Origin of the sequence: Methanopyrus sp. SNP6, assembly GCF_002201895.1 — an archaeon.
GTDB lineage: Archaea > JAADCQ01 > Methanopyri > Methanopyrales > Methanopyraceae > Methanopyrus.
This window is the reverse complement of the sequence record NZ_CP019436.1, coordinates 1,210,717-1,228,123: the sequence shown is the minus strand read 5'-3', so window position 1 is coordinate 1,228,123 and position 17,407 is coordinate 1,210,717. Positions and strand designations below refer to the sequence as shown.

At 59.2% G+C, this 17,407-nt stretch carries 16 protein-coding genes; 2 read left to right on the top strand and 14 right to left on the bottom strand.

From position 1 onward, the window contains the following. Window positions 1–20: 20 nt before the first annotated feature. Genes BW921_RS07915 through BW921_RS06730 form a run of 7 tightly spaced genes read right to left on the bottom strand, consistent with a single transcriptional unit; the run spans window position 21 to window position 9,645 of the window. Entirely contained in the window at window positions 21–3,086 is a 3,066-nt protein-coding gene (locus BW921_RS07915) for a hypothetical protein (protein WP_210400451.1), read from the bottom strand. Between the two features lie 13 nt (window positions 3,087–3,099). Further along, a complete protein-coding gene (locus BW921_RS06755; protein WP_148689103.1) occupies window positions 3,100–5,070 on the bottom strand; it encodes a V-type ATP synthase subunit I in 1,971 nt (656 codons plus the stop codon). 3 nt (window positions 5,071–5,073) lie between these two features. Further along, complete coding sequence (ahaH, locus tag BW921_RS06750) at window positions 5,074–5,394, bottom strand: ATP synthase archaeal subunit H (protein ID WP_088336125.1); 321 nt, start codon at window positions 5,392–5,394, stop codon at window positions 5,074–5,076. 5 nt (window positions 5,395–5,399) lie between these two features. Then, window positions 5,400–6,068 carry a TrkA family potassium uptake protein gene (locus BW921_RS06745; protein ID WP_088336124.1) on the bottom strand — a complete coding sequence of 223 codons (669 nt, stop codon included), beginning with the start codon at window positions 6,066–6,068 and terminating at the stop codon, window positions 5,400–5,402. A 40-nt stretch (window positions 6,069–6,108) separates the two neighbouring features. After that, window positions 6,109–7,581, bottom strand: a complete 1,473-nt coding sequence (locus BW921_RS06740) for a TrkH family potassium uptake protein (protein WP_148689102.1) — start codon at window positions 7,579–7,581, stop codon at window positions 6,109–6,111. 24 nt (window positions 7,582–7,605) lie between these two features. Then, complete coding sequence (locus BW921_RS06735) at window positions 7,606–8,817, bottom strand: preprotein translocase subunit SecD (RefSeq protein ID WP_148689101.1); 1,212 nt, start codon at window positions 8,815–8,817, stop codon at window positions 7,606–7,608. A gap of 3 nt (window positions 8,818–8,820) precedes the next feature. Beyond that, the gene (locus BW921_RS06730; protein WP_148689100.1) at window positions 8,821–9,645 is read right to left on the bottom strand and encodes a protein translocase subunit SecF; all 825 of its coding nucleotides are present in this window, start codon (window positions 9,643–9,645) and stop codon (window positions 8,821–8,823) included. A gap of 18 nt (window positions 9,646–9,663) precedes the next feature. On the opposite strand from BW921_RS06730, the gene BW921_RS06725 reads away from it, so the two are divergent. After that, complete coding sequence (locus BW921_RS06725) at window positions 9,664–9,930, top strand: DUF131 domain-containing protein (protein WP_148689099.1); 267 nt, start codon at window positions 9,664–9,666, stop codon at window positions 9,928–9,930. A 70-nt stretch (window positions 9,931–10,000) separates the two neighbouring features. On the opposite strand, the gene thsB is transcribed toward BW921_RS06725, so the two are convergent. From thsB to BW921_RS06710, 3 genes are all read right to left on the bottom strand, one after another. Then, the gene (gene thsB, locus BW921_RS06720; RefSeq protein WP_148689098.1) at window positions 10,001–11,641 is read right to left on the bottom strand and encodes a thermosome subunit beta; all 1,641 of its coding nucleotides are present in this window, start codon (window positions 11,639–11,641) and stop codon (window positions 10,001–10,003) included. A 61-nt stretch (window positions 11,642–11,702) separates the two neighbouring features. Further along, the gene (locus tag BW921_RS06715) at window positions 11,703–12,680 is read right to left on the bottom strand and encodes a hypothetical protein (RefSeq protein ID WP_148689097.1); all 978 of its coding nucleotides are present in this window, start codon (window positions 12,678–12,680) and stop codon (window positions 11,703–11,705) included. A 4-nt stretch (window positions 12,681–12,684) separates the two neighbouring features. Then, entirely contained in the window at window positions 12,685–12,879 is a 195-nt protein-coding gene (locus tag BW921_RS06710) for a hypothetical protein (RefSeq protein WP_088336117.1), read from the bottom strand. A gap of 26 nt (window positions 12,880–12,905) precedes the next feature. Between BW921_RS06710 and BW921_RS06705 the strand changes: the two genes are divergently transcribed. Next, complete coding sequence (locus tag BW921_RS06705) at window positions 12,906–14,207, top strand: tRNA(Ile)(2)-agmatinylcytidine synthase (RefSeq protein ID WP_148689096.1); 1,302 nt, start codon at window positions 12,906–12,908, stop codon at window positions 14,205–14,207. An 8-nt stretch (window positions 14,208–14,215) separates the two neighbouring features. On the opposite strand, the gene BW921_RS07825 is transcribed toward BW921_RS06705, so the two are convergent. The 4 genes from BW921_RS07825 to BW921_RS06690 all read right to left on the bottom strand — a co-directional run bounded on the left by BW921_RS07825 (window position 14,216) and on the right by BW921_RS06690 (window position 17,360). Continuing rightward, window positions 14,216–14,359 (bottom strand): hypothetical protein, encoded by a 144-nt coding sequence (locus BW921_RS07825; RefSeq protein ID WP_157666112.1) that lies wholly within the window; start codon window positions 14,357–14,359, stop codon window positions 14,216–14,218. Window positions 14,360–14,570: 211 nt separating this feature from the next. Beyond that, window positions 14,571–15,362 carry a fumarylacetoacetate hydrolase family protein gene (locus BW921_RS06700; protein WP_148689095.1) on the bottom strand — a complete coding sequence of 264 codons (792 nt, stop codon included), beginning with the start codon at window positions 15,360–15,362 and terminating at the stop codon, window positions 14,571–14,573. Between the two features lie 40 nt (window positions 15,363–15,402). Next, the gene (locus BW921_RS06695) at window positions 15,403–16,302 is read right to left on the bottom strand and encodes a 4Fe-4S binding protein (RefSeq protein WP_148689094.1); all 900 of its coding nucleotides are present in this window, start codon (window positions 16,300–16,302) and stop codon (window positions 15,403–15,405) included. A gap of 176 nt (window positions 16,303–16,478) precedes the next feature. Continuing rightward, window positions 16,479–17,360: a serine/threonine-protein kinase RIO2 gene (locus BW921_RS06690; RefSeq protein ID WP_148689093.1), complete on the bottom strand. Its 882-nt coding sequence runs from the start codon at window positions 17,358–17,360 to the stop codon at window positions 16,479–16,481. Window positions 17,361–17,407 lie beyond the last annotated feature (47 nt).

Here is a 17,407-nt window from a genome sequence, read left to right as displayed (position 1 = left end):
TAGCGAAGAATGTATGGTGATTAGGAAGCCGCGAGGGCGGCGAACACGATCAGGATCGCGGTGAGTAGTCCGTAGATCGCTTGGGTCTCCGGGAGCACTGAGAACACAAGGGATTTTCCGAACACCTGCTCCCGTCTCACCATCGAGGCGGAACCGCGGGCTGCCGTGATACCCTGTCCGACTCCGGATAGTCCCGAGAAACCTACTGCAATTCCGGCGGCGACGGCTGCGAAGCCTACGGCTATGCTCACCTTGCCAGCACCTCCAAGCACTCCAGCTAGTGACATGCTCAGGATGGCGATCAGCAGTCCGTAGATGGATCGTGTCTCCGGTAAGATGGACAGGATCAGTGACCTGGCGAACATCTCCGTACGTTCCGCGAGTGCACCGGTACCTCCTGCTGCTGCGATACCCTGACCGATACCCGAAGTACCAGCGATTCCGACGGCTAGACCGGCACCTATACCGATCAGACCGGCTGCGGCCGCCAGGTGAGCTCCGGCCCCTGTCAGCACCGGTGTTAGAGCCAAGATCCCAGCTAACAGTCCGTATATGGACTGTGTCTCCGGCAGGATCGAGAACACGATGGACCGGCCGAAGTTACCTGGATCTTCGGCGGTCGCCCGAGCTCCCGCTGCCGCGGAGATACCCTGACCGATACCCGAAGTACCAGCGATTCCGACGGCTAGACCGGCACCGAGGGTAGCGAGTCCCACACCCAAGGCCGGGCTCTTGGGTCCTCCGAGTATGCCGGCGAACATCATGATCAGGATGGCGATCAGCAGTCCGTAGATCGCCTGAGTCTCAGGGAACACCGAGAATAGCAATGAACGGCCGAACATCCCTGGGTCCTTCACCACGCTGCTGATACCCGTGGCGGCCGTAACTCCCTGACCGACTCCCGATAGACCCGCTAAACCGATGGCCAGACCGGCGCCGAGGGCCGCTAGGCCGACGGCCTCGTTACCGCTGAAAGCCCCTCCCATCAGGCCGAGTCCGACCATTACTAGTATCGCCACTAACAACCCGTAAATGGATCGCGTCTCCGGCAGGATCGAGAAGATCAGCGAGCGACCGAACGAGCCCGGATCCTGTTTCAATGCTCCAATACCAGCTGCCGCGGCGATACCCTGACCGATACCGGAAAAGCCGGCGATTCCGACAGCCAATCCCGCCCCAAGAGCCGCGAGTCCCGCGCCTACCGGGGAACCGGCCTTCATCGCGAACACTGCTAATAGGATGCCGATAAGTAGTCCGTATATGGACTGTGTCTCCGGCAGGATCGAGAACACCACCGATCTGCCGAAGAGTTCCTCCATCTCCGCGGACGTTCCTATACCGCCCGCCGCGGCGATACCCTGACCGATCGCGGAGCTACCCGCCAGTCCGACCGCCAAACCGGCACCGACCGCGGCGAGGCCCGCTCCCAGTCCGATGTTAGCTCCCGATCCACCAAGTATTCCGGCGAACATCATGATCAGGATCGCGGTGAGTAGTCCGTAGATCGCTTGGGTCTCCGGGAGCACCGAGAAGATGATAGCTCGACCGAAGAAGCCCTCGTTCTTCACTAGGGTGGAGGCGCCCGTCGCCGCGGTGAAGCCCTGACCGATTCCAGAAACACCCACGAGACCTACCGCCATACCCGCTCCGATGAGCGCCAAGCCGGCACCGACGGAGCCCGACTTCATCATGAAGAGCGCCAGTATCGCTACTAACAGCCCGTAGATGGCTCGCGTCTCCGGGAGTACAGAGAGGACCATCCCCCGTACGAAGAGTTCGGCACGCTCTATCATCGCCCTGATCCCGCTGGCCGCGGCGATACCCTGACCGATACCAGACGTTCCTCCGAAGCCCACGGCGAGACCCGCGCCGACGGCAGCTAGTCCCGCGGCCAGTGTCGGCTTTCCGGAGCCCAAGAAGAACATCGCCAGGATCGCGGTGAGTAGTCCGTAGATCGCTTGGGTCTCCGGGAGCACCGAGAAGACTATTAACCTACCGAAAAGCTCCTCCTTACGTAGGACCCCCGCGATCCCACTGGCAGCCGCGATACCTTGGCCGATACCCGAAGTACCAGCGATTCCGACTGCGAGACCCATTCCTAAAGCCGCGAGTCCCGCCGCTAGACTTAGATCCGGCTTGAGCAATGAGAACAGCGCTAAAATCGCTACTAGCAGCCCGTAAATGGCCTGAGTCTCCGGCAACACCGAGAATACGATCGCCCGACCGAACACTCCTTCCTCCTCGATCAGGGACTTGATCCCACTGGCAGCCGCGATACCTTGACCAATACCAGAAGTCCCGGCAAGCCCTACAGCCAGTCCAGCACCGATCGCCGCGAGACCCGCACCGACTGAAACGCTGGCGGAGCCTCCCAGCAGACCGACGAAGTTGACGATAAGGATCGCGGTGAGTAGTCCGTAGATCGCTTGGGTCTCCGGGAGCACCGAGAAGACTATTAACCTACCGAAAAGCTCCTCCTTACGTAGGACCCCCGCGATCCCACTGGCAGCCGCGATACCTTGACCAATACCAGAAGTCCCGGCAAGCCCTACAGCCAGTCCAGCACCGATCGCCGACAGTCCCGCTCCCAGTGAGACCTTGCCACCGGCTCCTCCGAGCAGACCGGAGCCGACCATGATGATGATCGACACCAGCAGCCCGTAGATGGCTTGGGTTTCAGGCAATACGGCGTAGACGATGGCTCGACCGAAGAGGGATTCATCCTTGAGTACTGCCCCTATTCCGCTGGCCGCGGCGATACCCTGACCGATACCGGATATGCCGGCGAGTCCCACGGCGAGACCAGCACCCAGGGCCGCCAGCGCGGCACCCACGGTAACGGCCTTCGCAGCTCCGAGCAATCCAACTCCGACCATGATCAGGATCGCGGTGAGTAGTCCGTAGATCGCTTGGGTCTCCGGGAGCACCGAGAACACGATCGCTTTACCGAACGTCGCTTCGTCTTCAGCTACCGCCCCGGCACCGGCGGCAGCGGCGATACCCTGACCGATACCGGAACCCACACCCGCGACGCCGGCCGCCAGACCCGCTCCGATGGCGGCGATCATGAGTTCGGTACTCACCATCCGGATTTCCCCCTCAAGCGCGTATTTTTACGTGCTCACCCTTGAGTTCTAGCGGCTCGAACGGCTTTCCACCTCCTTCGTAGAACTTGCTGAAGAACTCGACGTAGTGCAATCGTAGACTGTGCACGAAGGCTCCAAGCCCGTTCATTGCCATGTTGAACACGTGTCCACCGATGAGGATGATACTTGCGATCACATACCCTGCCACGCCGAGTCCTTCGACCATTTTAGCCAGCAGGTTAACCACCAGCGCAATACCGGCGGTTGACAGACACCCGGCTAGCAGTCGTGAGTAGGACAGTATGTCGCCCATGAACCCGATAGTGTCCAGAACACCCAGGAGATTGTGACCGGCCAGTACGAGGGCGAAACCCGTTACCGCGATGGCGGTTCCGGCGTATCCGAGTGGCGTGTAAATACCACCCGTCTTGTACGCTACCGCCACCAGCAAACCGCCGAGAAGGATCAGGAACCAGCACAGGTAGTCGAGCATGAAGGATCTCATGTCACGCTGCTTTCTGAGGGAGATGTACATTCCGAGTATCAACCCGATACCGACATGGAGAACTCCGAAGCCCAACGCCACGATGAGTATCGTGATCGGATCCCTCATCGGGTCTACCCATAGGGGCTTGATCCCTAACAGGTTCCCGAAGTAACCGCCGGTAAGTACACCTAGGATGATCGTGACGATACCAGCGTACAGCAGTATCTCGGAGAACTTCCGGATGCTCTCGTCGACCCGTCCCGCTCCGATACGGATCGCTGCGGCCAGCGCCGTGAGAATGGCTCCGTAGGCGGCATCCGTCAGGATGAAACCGAAGTATATCGGGAAGAATACCGCCACTATCGGTGTTGGATCGATCTCAGTAGGCTTCGGCAGGGAGAACATCTCCACGAGGGTTTCGAAAGGCTGGATGAACCTCGGGTTTCGTAGGCGTACGGGCATGTTCTCGAGGTCCGATGGCTTTCGTACTACTATCTCGCATAGTCCCTCGGTAGCCTCCTTCACGACCTCCTTGAACCTGTCGATTTCCTTCTCCGGCACCCAGCCGTAGATCAAGTAGGTTCTGTCAGTCATGGCGAGCTTAGGCAACACGTCGAACAGCTCGCGCTCGTTCTCCAGAAGCTCCACCCACGCCCGGATCTCCGTACCATGCTCCTCGTAGAATTCCGCGAGTTCATGCTTCGTTCGCTCGAGCTCGTCTTTGACTTCTTCGATCTCCTCAGCCAACTCCTCGTGGACTATCTGAACGGAACCTTCACGACCTTCTAGAACCTCGTTCACTACCTCCTCTTCCATGGCTCCGAACCTGCGGATTTCGGACTCTATCCTGCTACCCTTCGGGAACGCTATCACTGCTATGGGGTCACCGTCTTCGGTTTCCCCTACCTTACCCACGTACGCGGGTCCGCCGTCGAGCTCCTGGACTAGATCGTCCCAAGAGTCGGCCCGTACGGTGTAGAGTCGAGCTACCACACGCGGTCCTTCTCCCAAATTGGAGACGTCGAAATCCTCCTCGACATATTCCAGGAAGGAACGCGCCTCCTTGAGTCGCTCGAGCTCGTCCTTGAGCTCGTTCAGCCGATTCAGTTTCTCCATGGCCTTGGACTCCAGTTCCTCGAGGAACTCGTTCGCGTCCTCTACGATCTCTTCGGTCGGCTTGAGCTCGAACTCCACGGTTTCGGGCCGCTCCGCACTGAACATCGGTCTCAATGCGTCGAGTAACCCGGTGGACCGAACCTCCTCATGGATGCGACGGAGCGATTCCTCGATCCTAGCGAGCCGTGTGAGTACGTCGGTGAGCTTCATCAGTTCCCGAGGTACCTCCGGGCGCTTCACACCGTAGAACTTCTCGACTCCGTGAGCCTCCCAGAAATCCTCGACATGGAGGCAACCCTCGAGCTGAACCCGCTTGAGTAGGTCCGACACTTTCTCGTCCAAGCAGAACACGAAGACCTCACGCATAGGTTCGATGGCCACTACTCACTCCCCCAGAACTAGCCCGACGACGGCATCTGCGGCTTCATCCAGTCTCTCCTCGGCCTGACTTCGAAGTTTCTCGATCTCCCGCTCACCCTCCTCGCGGACTTTACGAGCCTCCTCACGGGCTTCCTTCAGCGCCTGCTGGAGGATCTTCTCGGCCTCCTCTTCGGCCTCCACGCGAGCCTTCCTGACGATTTCCTCGACTTCCTTCTCGGCCTCCTCGACGATCTTCTCGGCCTTCTCACGAGCCTCCTCGACCTTACGCTGCGCCTCAGTTTCGGCGGATCGGATGCGGTCTAGAACCTGAGCGACGGACGCCATGTGAGTCACTCCCCTTCGTCGCGGCCTTTGAAGAGCTTCTCGACCTTCTTGAGTTTGTCACGTAGCGCGAGCACGAGGACCCGATCACCAGGGTTTATTTCCGTGTCGCCGCGGGGCAGCTCCAGCTCATCATCCCGATATATAGCTACTATCACGCAGTCGGCCGGAATCTCCGAGATTTTCTTCCCGGATACTTGAGAGTCTTCGGTTACCTCGAACTCCAAGAGCTCGGCCTCGCCGCGCCCGAACATAATCATATCTACGAGATTAGGCCTCGTAATCGCCTTCTCTATAAGTTGCGCGGCACTGCGATCGGGGTTTACGACTGCGTCTACTCCTAGGCGTCGGAATACGTCCACGAACCTGTCATCAGTCACACGGGATACGACCCGCTCGACACCGAATTCCTCCTTAGCTATTAGGGATACGGCGAGATTAACCTCATCCTTATCGGTCACGGCCGCGACGACGTCCGCGGTCTCGATCTCGGCGTCCTGCAACACGTCGAGATCGGTGGCGTCTCCCTGGATGACCAGGATGTCCAGTTCAGACTGCGCGAGCTCCCTGGCTCTCCTTTTATCCTTTTCTATCACGACGACGTCATGACCGTGAGCTATCAGCAACTCGGCCAGTATCCTACCGACGCGTCCGCCCCCCACGACAACTACGTACATGACACTGCCCCCGGAGAACCTCACCCTGGAGGGCGAAGGGTCAGTCCTTACCCTTGACGACGAGCCTTTTCGGGATCAAAGCCAGCCAGTAGAGGGCCGCTAGGCACGGAAGGACTTCCAATCTACCTATCCACATATGGAAGATAAGCAGGATTTTCACGAACGCCGGCGCATTGGGCGCCGTGATCCCCGAGGACAGTCCGACGCCGCCCTGTGCCGACGCGACCTCGAACAGGGCGTCGACCAGAGGGTACCCGTACGCCGTGAGCAGCAGCGTGCCTATGAGTAGGAAGAACAAGTACGCCGAGGCGATCGCGAACGCGTCGGAGATCTCATCATAAGAGAGTACCCTACTGCCGATGCGAGGAACGACGATGCCTCGGATAGGTTGAGTCCTGCGTGCTATGGCCGCCTTCACGGCTTCCGCCATGATCAGGAAGCGCAGGATCTTGATGGCTCCTGCCGTAGAGGCCGTGGATCCTCCGATTATCATGAGTACGGTTATGGCCAGCTTGACGTATTCGGGAAACGATTGAACGTCCGCATTGGAAAATCCGCAGCAGGTGATGGCGGACACCGCCTGGTACCCGTAGTACCGGACGATGTCCCACGCTCGGTCGCCGGATACCGAGCTCGCATACGCGGTGACAGCGATGACGAGACCGATCATGGTGAGGAACTGTCGATCTTGGAGGTACTGTCGAAGTGCCTTAATAATCCGCGCTGGAAGTTCAATGGAGGACGTACGGAAGGTCTTGGCTACCCTGTAGTGAGTTACGAAGCTGGTGGCTCCGAGCACCATGAGAACAACCGTGATTAGTTCAACGGCCGGTGAGTGCCACGCGGCGACGCTCTCGGACCGCGTGGAGAACCCTCCGGTGGCAACAGCGGTCATGGAGTGGTTTAGCGCGTCGAAGGGATTCATTCCCGCGGCCCACAGGGCTAGGAAACCCACCGCGGTGATCGTAATGTAAATCTTCCACATCTCTCTCGCTGTGTTAACGACGTTCGGTCTGATCCGCTCCTCACGGGCCTCGGCGACGTACAGAAGGCTCGGTGTTTCGAACCTGAGGATACTGATAATCGACACGACGATGCCTAATCCTCCTACCCACTGCTCGAGGCTTCTCCAGAACAGGATCGTACGATGCGCGTGATCGATGTCAGGGAGTACGGTGAGACCTGTCGTAGTCCATCCGGACATGCTTTCGAAGTAAGCGTCTAGCCACGACATGTGTTCGCAGAACCGGTAAGGAAGCGATGTGAAGAGTGGAATAACGAGCCAAATTATGGGCACGGCGACGATCGCATGTCTCGGACGGACGTGACGCTCGACCCTCGCGATCCGCTCGAGGGTGATCCCGAAGACGAACATGAGGATGGAAGTCAAGAGGAGAGGAGCGATGCAATCTAATTCCCCGTAAAGTAGCGAAATCGGGAGAGGTAGTAGCGGGAGCACGGCGGCGACTTTCATGACGGTTCCCAGGATCTTGCTTACCAGCTTCACATCCACGATCGGATCCGTTTCTATCCCCCCCTACTCCACTCCGAGTACCTTCTTCAGTAGGTCCGCGTACACCGGTCTGGTGATGACGACACCGTAAAACGCTCCGGCGATGGTCATTATCGCGAACCCCTTCAGAAGACCCATACCGGCGACGAACAATACCGCCATCGCCGCCGCCAGCGTCGCGAACGACGCCAGTACTACGCTGAAAGCCCGTTTGATCCGTTGACGGAGTGCGAGCTCTTCCTTCCTACGCTCACCGCGGACGATCTCGTCGGTGATCACTATGAGATCGTCCACGCCGCTACCTATCGATAGGATGATTCCCGCTAACGCGGGCAGGTCGATCGTAAAACCCGTTAGCGAGGCAAGACCTATGAGGAAGACTACCTCGGAGAATCCCGTAAACAGTATCGGACCAGAGATCCTGATGTCCCTGTACCTCAGCGCGATGATCACCGACACTGCCGCGAACGCGATCGCTCCGGCGATCATCGCCATCTTGAGGAAGTTCTGACCCAACGTGGCGGACACGGAGTAAACACCCTCTGGAACGAGCTTCGCCGGAAGCTGACCGGAACGTAGAACCGCCATTATCTCCTTGGCTTCACGTTCCGCCTGCTCCTTAGTCTTGGCACCACCTACGATCTCGATCTCCCGCTCCATGTGACCGGATGCCGCAGCCATGGCCAGATCTTCGGAGATCCGCGGGCTTGACACCTTTTTGTTGTCTAGGTACATGTCGATCGGCTGGCCCGGAGCGTTCTTGGCCACCTCCGCGAACTTGCGGGCGCCCTCCGCCGTCAGCCTGAACGGGACCGACCATTGGTAACCGCCTTCGACGCGTTCTATCCTCGGAGACTCCACTGACTCTATATCCTGGCCGGTGATGACCGTTTTACCCTTGTATTTGGCCTCGAAACGTCCCGGCTTGGTAATGAGTTCGACCGCCTCCTTGGGCGGTGTGCCCGGAAGCATCACGATGATATGGTCGTGTCCGACCGGCTGGATCTTGATGCCCTTGAAGCCAAAGGTAGAGAGACGACTTTCGAGCACCGTTACGGTCTGGTCGATCTCTCTCTTACTAAGCGGATGGTCCGTCTTGGCTATGACCATGGTGCCACCTTTAAGCTCCAGACCCAGGTTCACACCTTTCACTGCGAGGGACGTCGCCGCTACGACCCATACGGCGATTATCACGAGTAGTCTCCAGTTCTCCTTCATCCATCTCAGCCCGGACAAAGATCACCTCCCCACGATCTTCTCGCGGATGACCCAAGCGTTGAAGATCCAAGTGTTGAGGACGTCCGCAATTAGCCCGAAGATCACGACGGCGGCGATTTCGAACATGGCTTCGGACATAGATAGTAAGAACAGCGCGCACGCGGCCGCTGCGGTAGTGGCCACCATGACGATACCAGTCTTAAACGAGTCCGCGATCGCCCGATCGACCGTCCTGACCCTGCGACGCTTCACGGTGTACATGGAGAGGAGTATGTTGCTATCAACCGCGTAACCTATGATCATAAGGAGGCCCGCGAAGCTCGCTAGGGTTAGTGGTACGCCTGTGAGCGCCATCAATCCGAGCGCGTCGACGAGGTCTAAAGCCAGTGCTCCCAACACGGCAGCACTCAGCATCGGTTTTCGGAACATGGCGAACACGACGATGGAGACAGCGACCAACGCCAGTGGCACGGCTACTTTGACGCTCTCCCAGAACACACGGCCCAACGCCGGCCCGACAGTCTGGACGGACTCGACCTCCCCTTCGACGGCCCGTGCGAGTTTGTTCACGTCATCTGCCGACAGGTACTTAGGAACCTGCACGATCACATCGCCCTGGGAGGAACGTATAGCTTCCACGTCGGACACTCCGAGGATTCTCGAAGCCTCGCCAGTTACGGTATCGGGATCCTTCTCCGTTCTCAGGATCACCATGGTACCTCCTTTGAGGTCAATGCCTTTTTTAACCCCTAAGGTGAGGACAGATCCTACGCAGATCGTAGCGAACACCATTGTGAGGATCAGAAGGCGGTTCAAGTTGGAGACGTACTTCTCGAACAACCCCACACTCGCGCCCCCCGAGGGGTGATAACCCTGCGTGTCGAGGACGTCCTCAAAGTCGGCGTGCTGATAACGTTCGCGGGCATAGTTCTGACAGCACTGGCTATCCTCCTGTTAGCGATCAAGAACGCTTCGGGTAGGGGAGGGTGGGGCGGTGTGATCTTGATCGGTCCGGTGCCGATCGTCGTGGGAAGCTCACCGAAAATGGCGCTGATCGTGGCAGTACTGGCATTGGCGATGATGTTGATTATGTTATTCTTAATGTGGAGTGCGGCCAAGGGGTTCCGCTGAGCGCACCTCCGAGAACGTTATGTAATTCAAAACGATTCGGTGTGGAGGCGCGTTTCGGGGAGGGAGGAGTTTAGAACTCGCTGCTACCACCGCTCTCCTCTTCCTCCTCCTCTTCCTCCGTGCTCAGCTCCCTGGCGGCGATGACGTCATCGATTCGCAGAATCATCTCCGCGGCCTCGGTGGCGCTCGCCAGTGCCTGGGTCTTCACTCGCAACGGCTCGACGACACCCTCCTCGAGTATGTCCTTGACTTCACCTTCGAACACGTCGATACCGGCGGTCACCTGACCCTCCTCGTGCTTGGCGCGCAGCTGCACCAGCACGTCGATCGGGTCGAGTCCGCTGTTTTCGGCCAGCGTTCTCGGGATGATCTCCAGTGCGTCGGCGAACGCCTCAACGGCGAGCTGCTCGCGGCCCTCCACACCGTCCGCGAAGTCCCTCAGCTGCCTGGCCACCTCGACCTCCGGAGCACCGCCGCCGGCTACCACCTTACCGTCCTCTAGGGCCGCCGCCACAACTCCGACGGCGTCTTCGATGGCTCTCTCGGCCTCGTCGACCACGTGCTCGGTACCACCGCGGATCAGGATGGTCACGGCCTTCGGGTCCTTGCAGCCCTCCACGAAGATCATCTTGTCGCCGGCGACCTTCTTCTCCTCGACGACCTCAGCCTCACCTAGGTCCTCCTCGCTCAGGTCGTCGATGTTCGTCACGATGCGGGCTCCGGTCGCCCTGGCCAGCTTCTGCATGTCGGACTTCTTAACACGCCGTACCGCTAGGATGCCCTTCTTCGCCAGGTAGTGCTGGGCCAGATCATCGATACCCTTCTGGCAGAAGACAACGTTCGCGCCCGTCTCTGCGATCTTGTCTACCATATCTTGCAGCATGCGCTCCTCTTCCTCGATGAAGGCTTGCAGCTGCTCCGGGTCGGTGATCCTGATCTCGGCATCGGTCTCGGTCTCCTTGACCTCGATCGGGCAGTTCAGCAGAGCGATCTTTGCGTTCTCCACACGGCGCGGCATGCCTGGGTGCACTCGCTCCTTGTCGATCACCATGCCCTTGACCAGCTCGGTGTCCTCGAGCCCGCCACCTTCCTTCTTCTCCAGCTTGATGTGGTCCGTGTCGATGACGATCTCTCCGTCCTCCTCCTCTGCAACCTGCTTGACGGCCTTCACGACCAGCTCGGCCAGGTAGTCCCGGGCCTTCTCCACGCCCTTACCGGTCATCGCGGTCTTGGCGATCTTCTTGAGCGTCTCCTCGTCGTCCGGGTCGATCTCTTCGGCAATCTCCTCGAGGATCTCCTCGGCCTTCTCGACGGCCATCCGGAAACCGCGTGCGATCACGGTCGGGTGGATGTCCTGCTGTAGCAGGTCCTCGGCCTTGTGCAGCAGCTCACCCGCGAGCACGACGGCAGTGGTCGTACCGTCGCCAACTTCATCCTCCTGCGTCTTGGCGACTTCCACCACCATCTTAGCGGCCGGGTGCTCGACGTCCATCTCTTCCAGGATGGTTACACCGTCGTTGGTCACCACGACGTCGCCCATCTCGTCGACTAGCATCTTATCCATGCCCATCGGACCTAGGGTGGTCCTAACAGTCTCGGCTACCACGCGTGCGGCCATGATGTTCATTCGCTGAGCATCTCGACCGACGAACCGCTGGTAACCCTCCGGCAGGATCAGAACCTGCCTCCCATCACCTGCTAGCATCGCCATATGCGATCTCCCCCGTTTCTGGCCCCTTTTCGCTCATCCGCGTACTAATAAGCACTTATATTTAAACTTTTCTCTCGTCGGCGACTCCCATCCTGCGCAGGAATTCTCGTATCACCGACTTACGGATCCCGGTGCGTTGCGCTATCTCCTTCGGGGACGTTATGCCGGCCTCCTCAACGAGCTGTCTCACACGCTCCTCCGGATCACGCTCTTGGAGGTACTCCTTGAGGTCCTCGAGGTCCTTGATCTCCTCGAGGGTCCCGATGTCAACCGTAGGTACGTACGTGTCTTTGCGACGCTCTCGAGTCACGATCACACACATCGACCCCGTAGCACTGGCCACATCCCTGAGGGCTATGGACTCCCAGTCTCCACCATCCTCCGCCCGTGCTAGCACGGTCTCGCCGTCCTTAGCCAGGAGCTTGAAGGGAGCCCTGCGAACCTTCCCCGTACGTTCGGCACCCATTCGTTCCAGGAGCTCCGCCACGCGGCGCTCAAACCGCGTCATTCGATCGCGTCCGGTATCCACGTGTTCGGGGATCTTGAGCTCCACCGGTATCACCTCGACGTCGGCCTCCTCGGCTCGTGCTAGTGTAATCCTACCGCCCTCACGCCGGAGCTGGCGACGGCGCACCCTAGATACGTCCAGTTCATCCACTTCGTCGGTACTGATCACGACGTACTGTCCTCCCCTGTCCGCCACGGCCTTCGGCGGCTCCCCTTCCACGAGCCGGGCGAATGTCAGTGGGTCGATCACGGGGACTTCGTACCGGTGGTAGACCACGCCTTTCTCCAGCGGGCCGGTGTGGCGTTTGAGCGCCACGACTACCGGCACGGCCTCCAAGAAATGCGAGATGCGTCTAAGCTCCTCGGCTATCTCCCGGCGCAGCCCGTCGGCGTTGATCAACACTTTTACTATGTAAGCGCGACCATCGCGGGTACGCACGAAGATGTCAAAGCAAGCCCTTTCGATGCGGACGACTTCATGGCCTCCGGCCCTCAAAGCCTCCTCGAGGTCCGCACAGAGCTCGGCCCGCACCCAGTCACCCCCCGACTATCGCTATGGACACCAGTACCGACGTCGGGCCTCCGATCACTATGATCAGAAAGCCTAACCTACGCAGGTGCTCATCGTCCTTCATCGAAGCCGTGAGAATGAAGTAAATCCCGACGGCTCCCACCAAGAAAGGCAGGAGGTGGGCGACGACCGACGCCAACATCTTCTGACCGACGACCACATGATCACCCCCGGGTGGAACGTTCGATGGATTGGGTGGCACTCGATGACACCGACTCACCCGCCGGAGGATGTACCACTCACGCGGCCGTCTTGCTCCGCGCGGAGCTGGCGGAAGCCGGTGCAGAACCCGTCGGTCGCCCGCTATTAGTTCGATTGAATCCGAACGTGCCGTTCAAGACTAGAGGTAACGCGGCGGTCGCCCTGCCGGTGGAAGCACCGTGGAGCGTCGACATTGAGGCAGTAGTGCTACGTGCACTTAAGAAGGTAGTCCGGAAGAGTTACCCGGAGACCCGGCCGGGTTTAGTAGTCTGCGAGGGTGAGCCGCCGAGGGTATGCGAATCCGTCTATAGGGAAGCGGTACGACGCATTTTAAACCCTAGGAGGGTAAGGGAGAGTGTCGACGACGATGTCAACGTGGTTCTAGGAGGTCGAGGTGTTGTCGGTGCCATCGCGGCCCTGGGCTTCGCCCGCATCCGGAAGAATCACGAGGTCACGTTCGAGGGGATCGCGTACCGTGCCGAGAAGTACTGGGGAACGGAACGGCGTGTGGAGGAAAACTCGGTCAGGAAGTTCGACCGTAGGACGTTCCCAGTGACGTTCGACAACTTGGACGGTAGAAACGGCGACGTACTCATAACGCCCAACACGCCGTGTCCAGTCCTCTACGGAGTGAGATCCGTGGAACCGGACGTACTGAAGATCGCCCCGAAGATGATCGAGACGCGAGAGCCGGTGGTGAAGTACGAGATTTTCGAGTCGAACCAAGCGACGGATGCGCACCTCGTCCGCGTAGATCGGTTGGCCGAAGCCGAGGACTACTCTAACATCGTCCTGGACCTCACGGTCGTCGAGGAGCCCAGGCGAATACCGGGAGGTCACGTCGTGGTGGGGTGTGAGGACGAGGACGGCGCCATGGTAGATATAGCGGCGTTTCGTCCGACCCGGCCGCTCACCGAAGTCGTGGCAGCACTACATCCCGGAGATGAGATCCGTGTGGCGGGTGCACTAAGACCGGAGACTCCGAAACACCCCCGCACGGTGAACGTGGAAAAGCTACGTGTGCTGAGACTGGAGCGCGTGGAAGAGGTCCGTAATCCCGTGTGCGGACGGTGTAGGAGGTCGATGAAGTCGGCAGGGCGGAGGAAAGGGTTCAAGTGTGGTTGTGGGGAACGGGCTCCGGAGGACTCGAAGGTCAAAGTGGAGGTACCTCGAGAGCTGGTCGAAGGAGTGACGTACGAGGCACCTCCAGTGGCACGGAGACACCTATCGAAACCTGAGTATTTAGTGAAGTTAGGACTGCTCGAGCCTTCACCGATGAGTCGCTGAGTCGTGCACTAAATCCTCAATTCCTTAGCACGTTTCTTGCGCTTCGGTGGTGCTATCTCCTTCGGGACCTCTGCCAGCCAGTGCTTGGATCGGAGGACGTCCGTTACGAGCTCATCTACGCCCGGAGGCTTCCCCCTGTCCTCGCGGGTCATGATTACAACCCCCCAGGATGATGAGCGGACCCAACCGAGAGGTTACCCCGATGACGAATGACAGGATTGCCGGCTTACGTGCAGTGTCATACTCCCTCATAACTATCCTCGCGACGCCTTTGAGAGTTCTCCCCCGGATCTTTATCTGTTCGTAAAGAAACTGTGTCTGAAGCACTAGGCGGCGCCACTCGTTTCACGATCCACCCATTCACTACTCTACGTAATGTACGAGCCTACCGATGCGCTCGATCTCCAACTCGACCTTATCATGTGGTTCCATCGGACCAACACCGGGTGGCGTTCCCGTAGCGATGATATCTCCGGGCTCGAGCGTCATCACCCTGGACGTGAACGACACCAGCTCGTACGGATCCCGGATCATGTCGTCCGTGGTAGCGCGCTGGCGCACCTCACCGTTAACACGGAGCTTCATTTCGAGTCCGTCAGGCTCTAGTTCGGTTTCGATCCACGGTCCTAAAGGCGCGAACGTGTCGTAGCTCTTCGCCCGGACCCACTGGCCTTCTCTTTTCTCGATGTCACGGGCCGTCACGTCGTTGATGATAGTGAACCCGAAAACGACGTCTCGAGCCTCCCCGGGAGACACTTTACGACATCGCTCTCCGATCACCACCGCCAGCTCGAGCTCATGATCGATCCTGCGCGCCTCCCTCGGTAACTTGACAGTATCCAGATGGCCGATCACCGCGGTGGGGGCCTTCATGGTCATGACGGGCTCACCGGGGACGTCCATTCCTATCTCGCGTAACTCATTAACGTGCTCGCGGTAATTGAGTCCGAAGCAGATTATCTTAGGAGGCCGCGGGACCGGTGGACCTATTCTGAGCTCCGATAGCGGGTACACGGAATAGTCAAGACCGTCCAGCCCGTCACTGTGGGCTACTTCGATGAATTCGAGCACGGGAAGATCGTAGACACGAACTTCATCATCGAGGAATACGGCGGGGCGTGGGGTACCATCCACCAGGTAGGTCCCTACCCGCAACGTTCGCCCCGGGCGGAGCGGGTGAGGTGGGTGAAAAAACTCACTCCATCTCACCGGAGCGCTCGTAGGAGACGTTAATTGAGATGGCGTCGACAGGACACGCACGCTCACAGAGCTTACATGCTGGGCACTTCTCCGGTACCTTGGCGACACCGTCGACCTCGATCAGGTCACCTGGGCAGACTTCAGCACATACTCCGCATCCGACGCACTTGTCATCATCGATTTCGTTCTCAACTTCGCGGGACTGGACCGGTACGTCACGCGCTGCCGTAATGGCCCCCCACGGACATACCTGGACGCACAGTGTACAACCAGTGCACTTCTCCGGGTCGATTTTGGCCACTTTCCGGCCCCGATTCAGTTCCATCGTGTCCGGGTCTACGTAGACAGGTGACCACTCGTTCTCCTCGGCCTTGAAGAACTCGACTTCGGTCGGTACCATCTCGATAGCGTCGGTCGGACATACCTGGAGGCAGTAGGTGCACCCGACGCACCGTTCGGGGTGTACGTAGACATCCTCATCCTCTGGATGCTCTGGAGGCTCGGACTTGGGCTCAACGACACCCTTCACACCGATTGCGTCGATGGGACACGTTTCCATGCACTTGAGACACATGACGCAGAATCCGCGGAGCTCCGGGTAGCCATCTTCGATCCGCAGGATCTCTTGCGGGCACACCTCACCGCACTGAGGTGGATCTTCCTTGTGGCACTCCTCGGGCTTCCAGGCGATCCTTTTGAGTTCTACCCCCTCTCCATCCACTTCGCGTTCTAGGTCCTCAAGCTCCAGGGCATCGACGGGACAGGCCTTCACGCAGGCGCCGCAGACGATGCAGTAGTTCATGTCCCCATCTTCGCGGCGGATAGCACCCGTGGGGCACGCTGCAACGCACGCTTCGCACAGCAAACACGAATTCATGTCGATCTCGATCGGCATGAGCGCGAGCCCCCGGCGGAGCTTCCCAAGCCAGCTCTTTTTACGGTTGCGAGAGCAACCCGGGTGTTGTACCCTATCGAATTCATCTGGAAGCGTTATCCCCCATCGTGACGTGTAATGGCCCGTCGGTAACAGGCCACCCTCTCATCGGCACGCCTCGATCCCCGTAGGCCTCCTCATCCGGAATTCCAGAAGAACTCCCGCGGATGCCTGTGAACGCCGTATTTCCGGCGAAAGTAGTCACATATGTTCCGTACGTCACGTTCGATGAGCTCACGGGCCGATGGGTGGGATACCTCGACCCAGTGCGCCCAGTCGATGAGAAGCACCTCGTCGCCCTCGATGACTACGTTGAACTGACTCAGGTCCCCGTGAACCACGCCGACTTCGAGGGCGTGTTCGTACTCCTCGAGCACCCGGTTCAGGACCGCCTCGGGGTTCTCCACCCGAGTTTCCGCGAGTTCCCGTCCCTCAAAGCGTTCCATCACGAGTACGTGCCTGTTCTGAGCTACGGGCCTAGGGACGGAAACACCATCGGGGTACAAGTGTAAGAGCGCCTCGAACTCGCGCTCGGCCGTAAGCCTATTGACGTAAAGCCATGAGATATGGCGCTTGTCCTTCACGTACTCACGGTACCGTTTGACCTTGGTGTAACTGGTACGACCGATTCGGTTGAACTTAACGGCCAGCTGCGCGCCCTTGGGAGAGATGCCCAAATACACGTCGGCCTCTTTTCCCACCCCGATCTCCGGGCCGAGTCCTTCCAGCACGCCTTGGTCCACGAGCGCCCGGAGGGCGAGAGCGTCGTACCCTTCGGGACGCAGTTGGTAACCTAGGTACCCGACCGTTTGCCGTCGCGTCCGGACGACCATATCCCAACGATCGAGTCTGGACAGACGGTAGCCTAGCTCCTTTTCGTCGAGGCCGGTGCGTTCGAGCAGTCGATCGAACGGGACCCACTCGTGCCTGCGCATCTCCATCTCGAGGGCTCGTAGGACCTCGAAATCCTCGGGTTCCATCCCCGGAAGAGCCTGTACCACCCTCTCCACCATCACCATGCCCGACTACCTCCGCAGCGGAAACGGGTAATTCCTAAAAGGACGAT

Excerpts from the sequence above, each read along its gene's own strand:
- BW921_RS07915 (WP_210400451.1), bottom strand. The coding sequence starts at position 3,086 with ATGGTGAGTACCGAACTCATGATCGCCGCCATCGGAGCGGGTCTGGCG.
- BW921_RS06745 (WP_088336124.1), bottom strand. The coding sequence starts at position 6,068 with ATGTACGTAGTTGTCGTGGGGGGCGGACGCGTCGGTAGGATACTGGCC.
- BW921_RS07825 (WP_157666112.1), bottom strand. The coding sequence starts at position 14,359 with ATGACCCGCGAGGACAGGGGGAAGCCTCCGGGCGTAGATGAGCTCGTA.
- ahaH (WP_088336125.1), bottom strand. The coding sequence starts at position 5,394 with ATGGCGTCCGTCGCTCAGGTTCTAGACCGCATCCGATCCGCCGAAACT.
- thsB (WP_148689098.1), bottom strand. The coding sequence starts at position 11,641 with ATGGCGATGCTAGCAGGTGATGGGAGGCAGGTTCTGATCCTGCCGGAG.
- BW921_RS06695 (WP_148689094.1), bottom strand. The coding sequence starts at position 16,302 with ATGCCGATCGAGATCGACATGAATTCGTGTTTGCTGTGCGAAGCGTGC.
- BW921_RS06690 (WP_148689093.1), bottom strand. The coding sequence starts at position 17,360 with ATGGTGATGGTGGAGAGGGTGGTACAGGCTCTTCCGGGGATGGAACCC.
- BW921_RS06705 (WP_148689096.1), top strand. The coding sequence starts at position 12,906 with ATGGATTGGGTGGCACTCGATGACACCGACTCACCCGCCGGAGGATGT.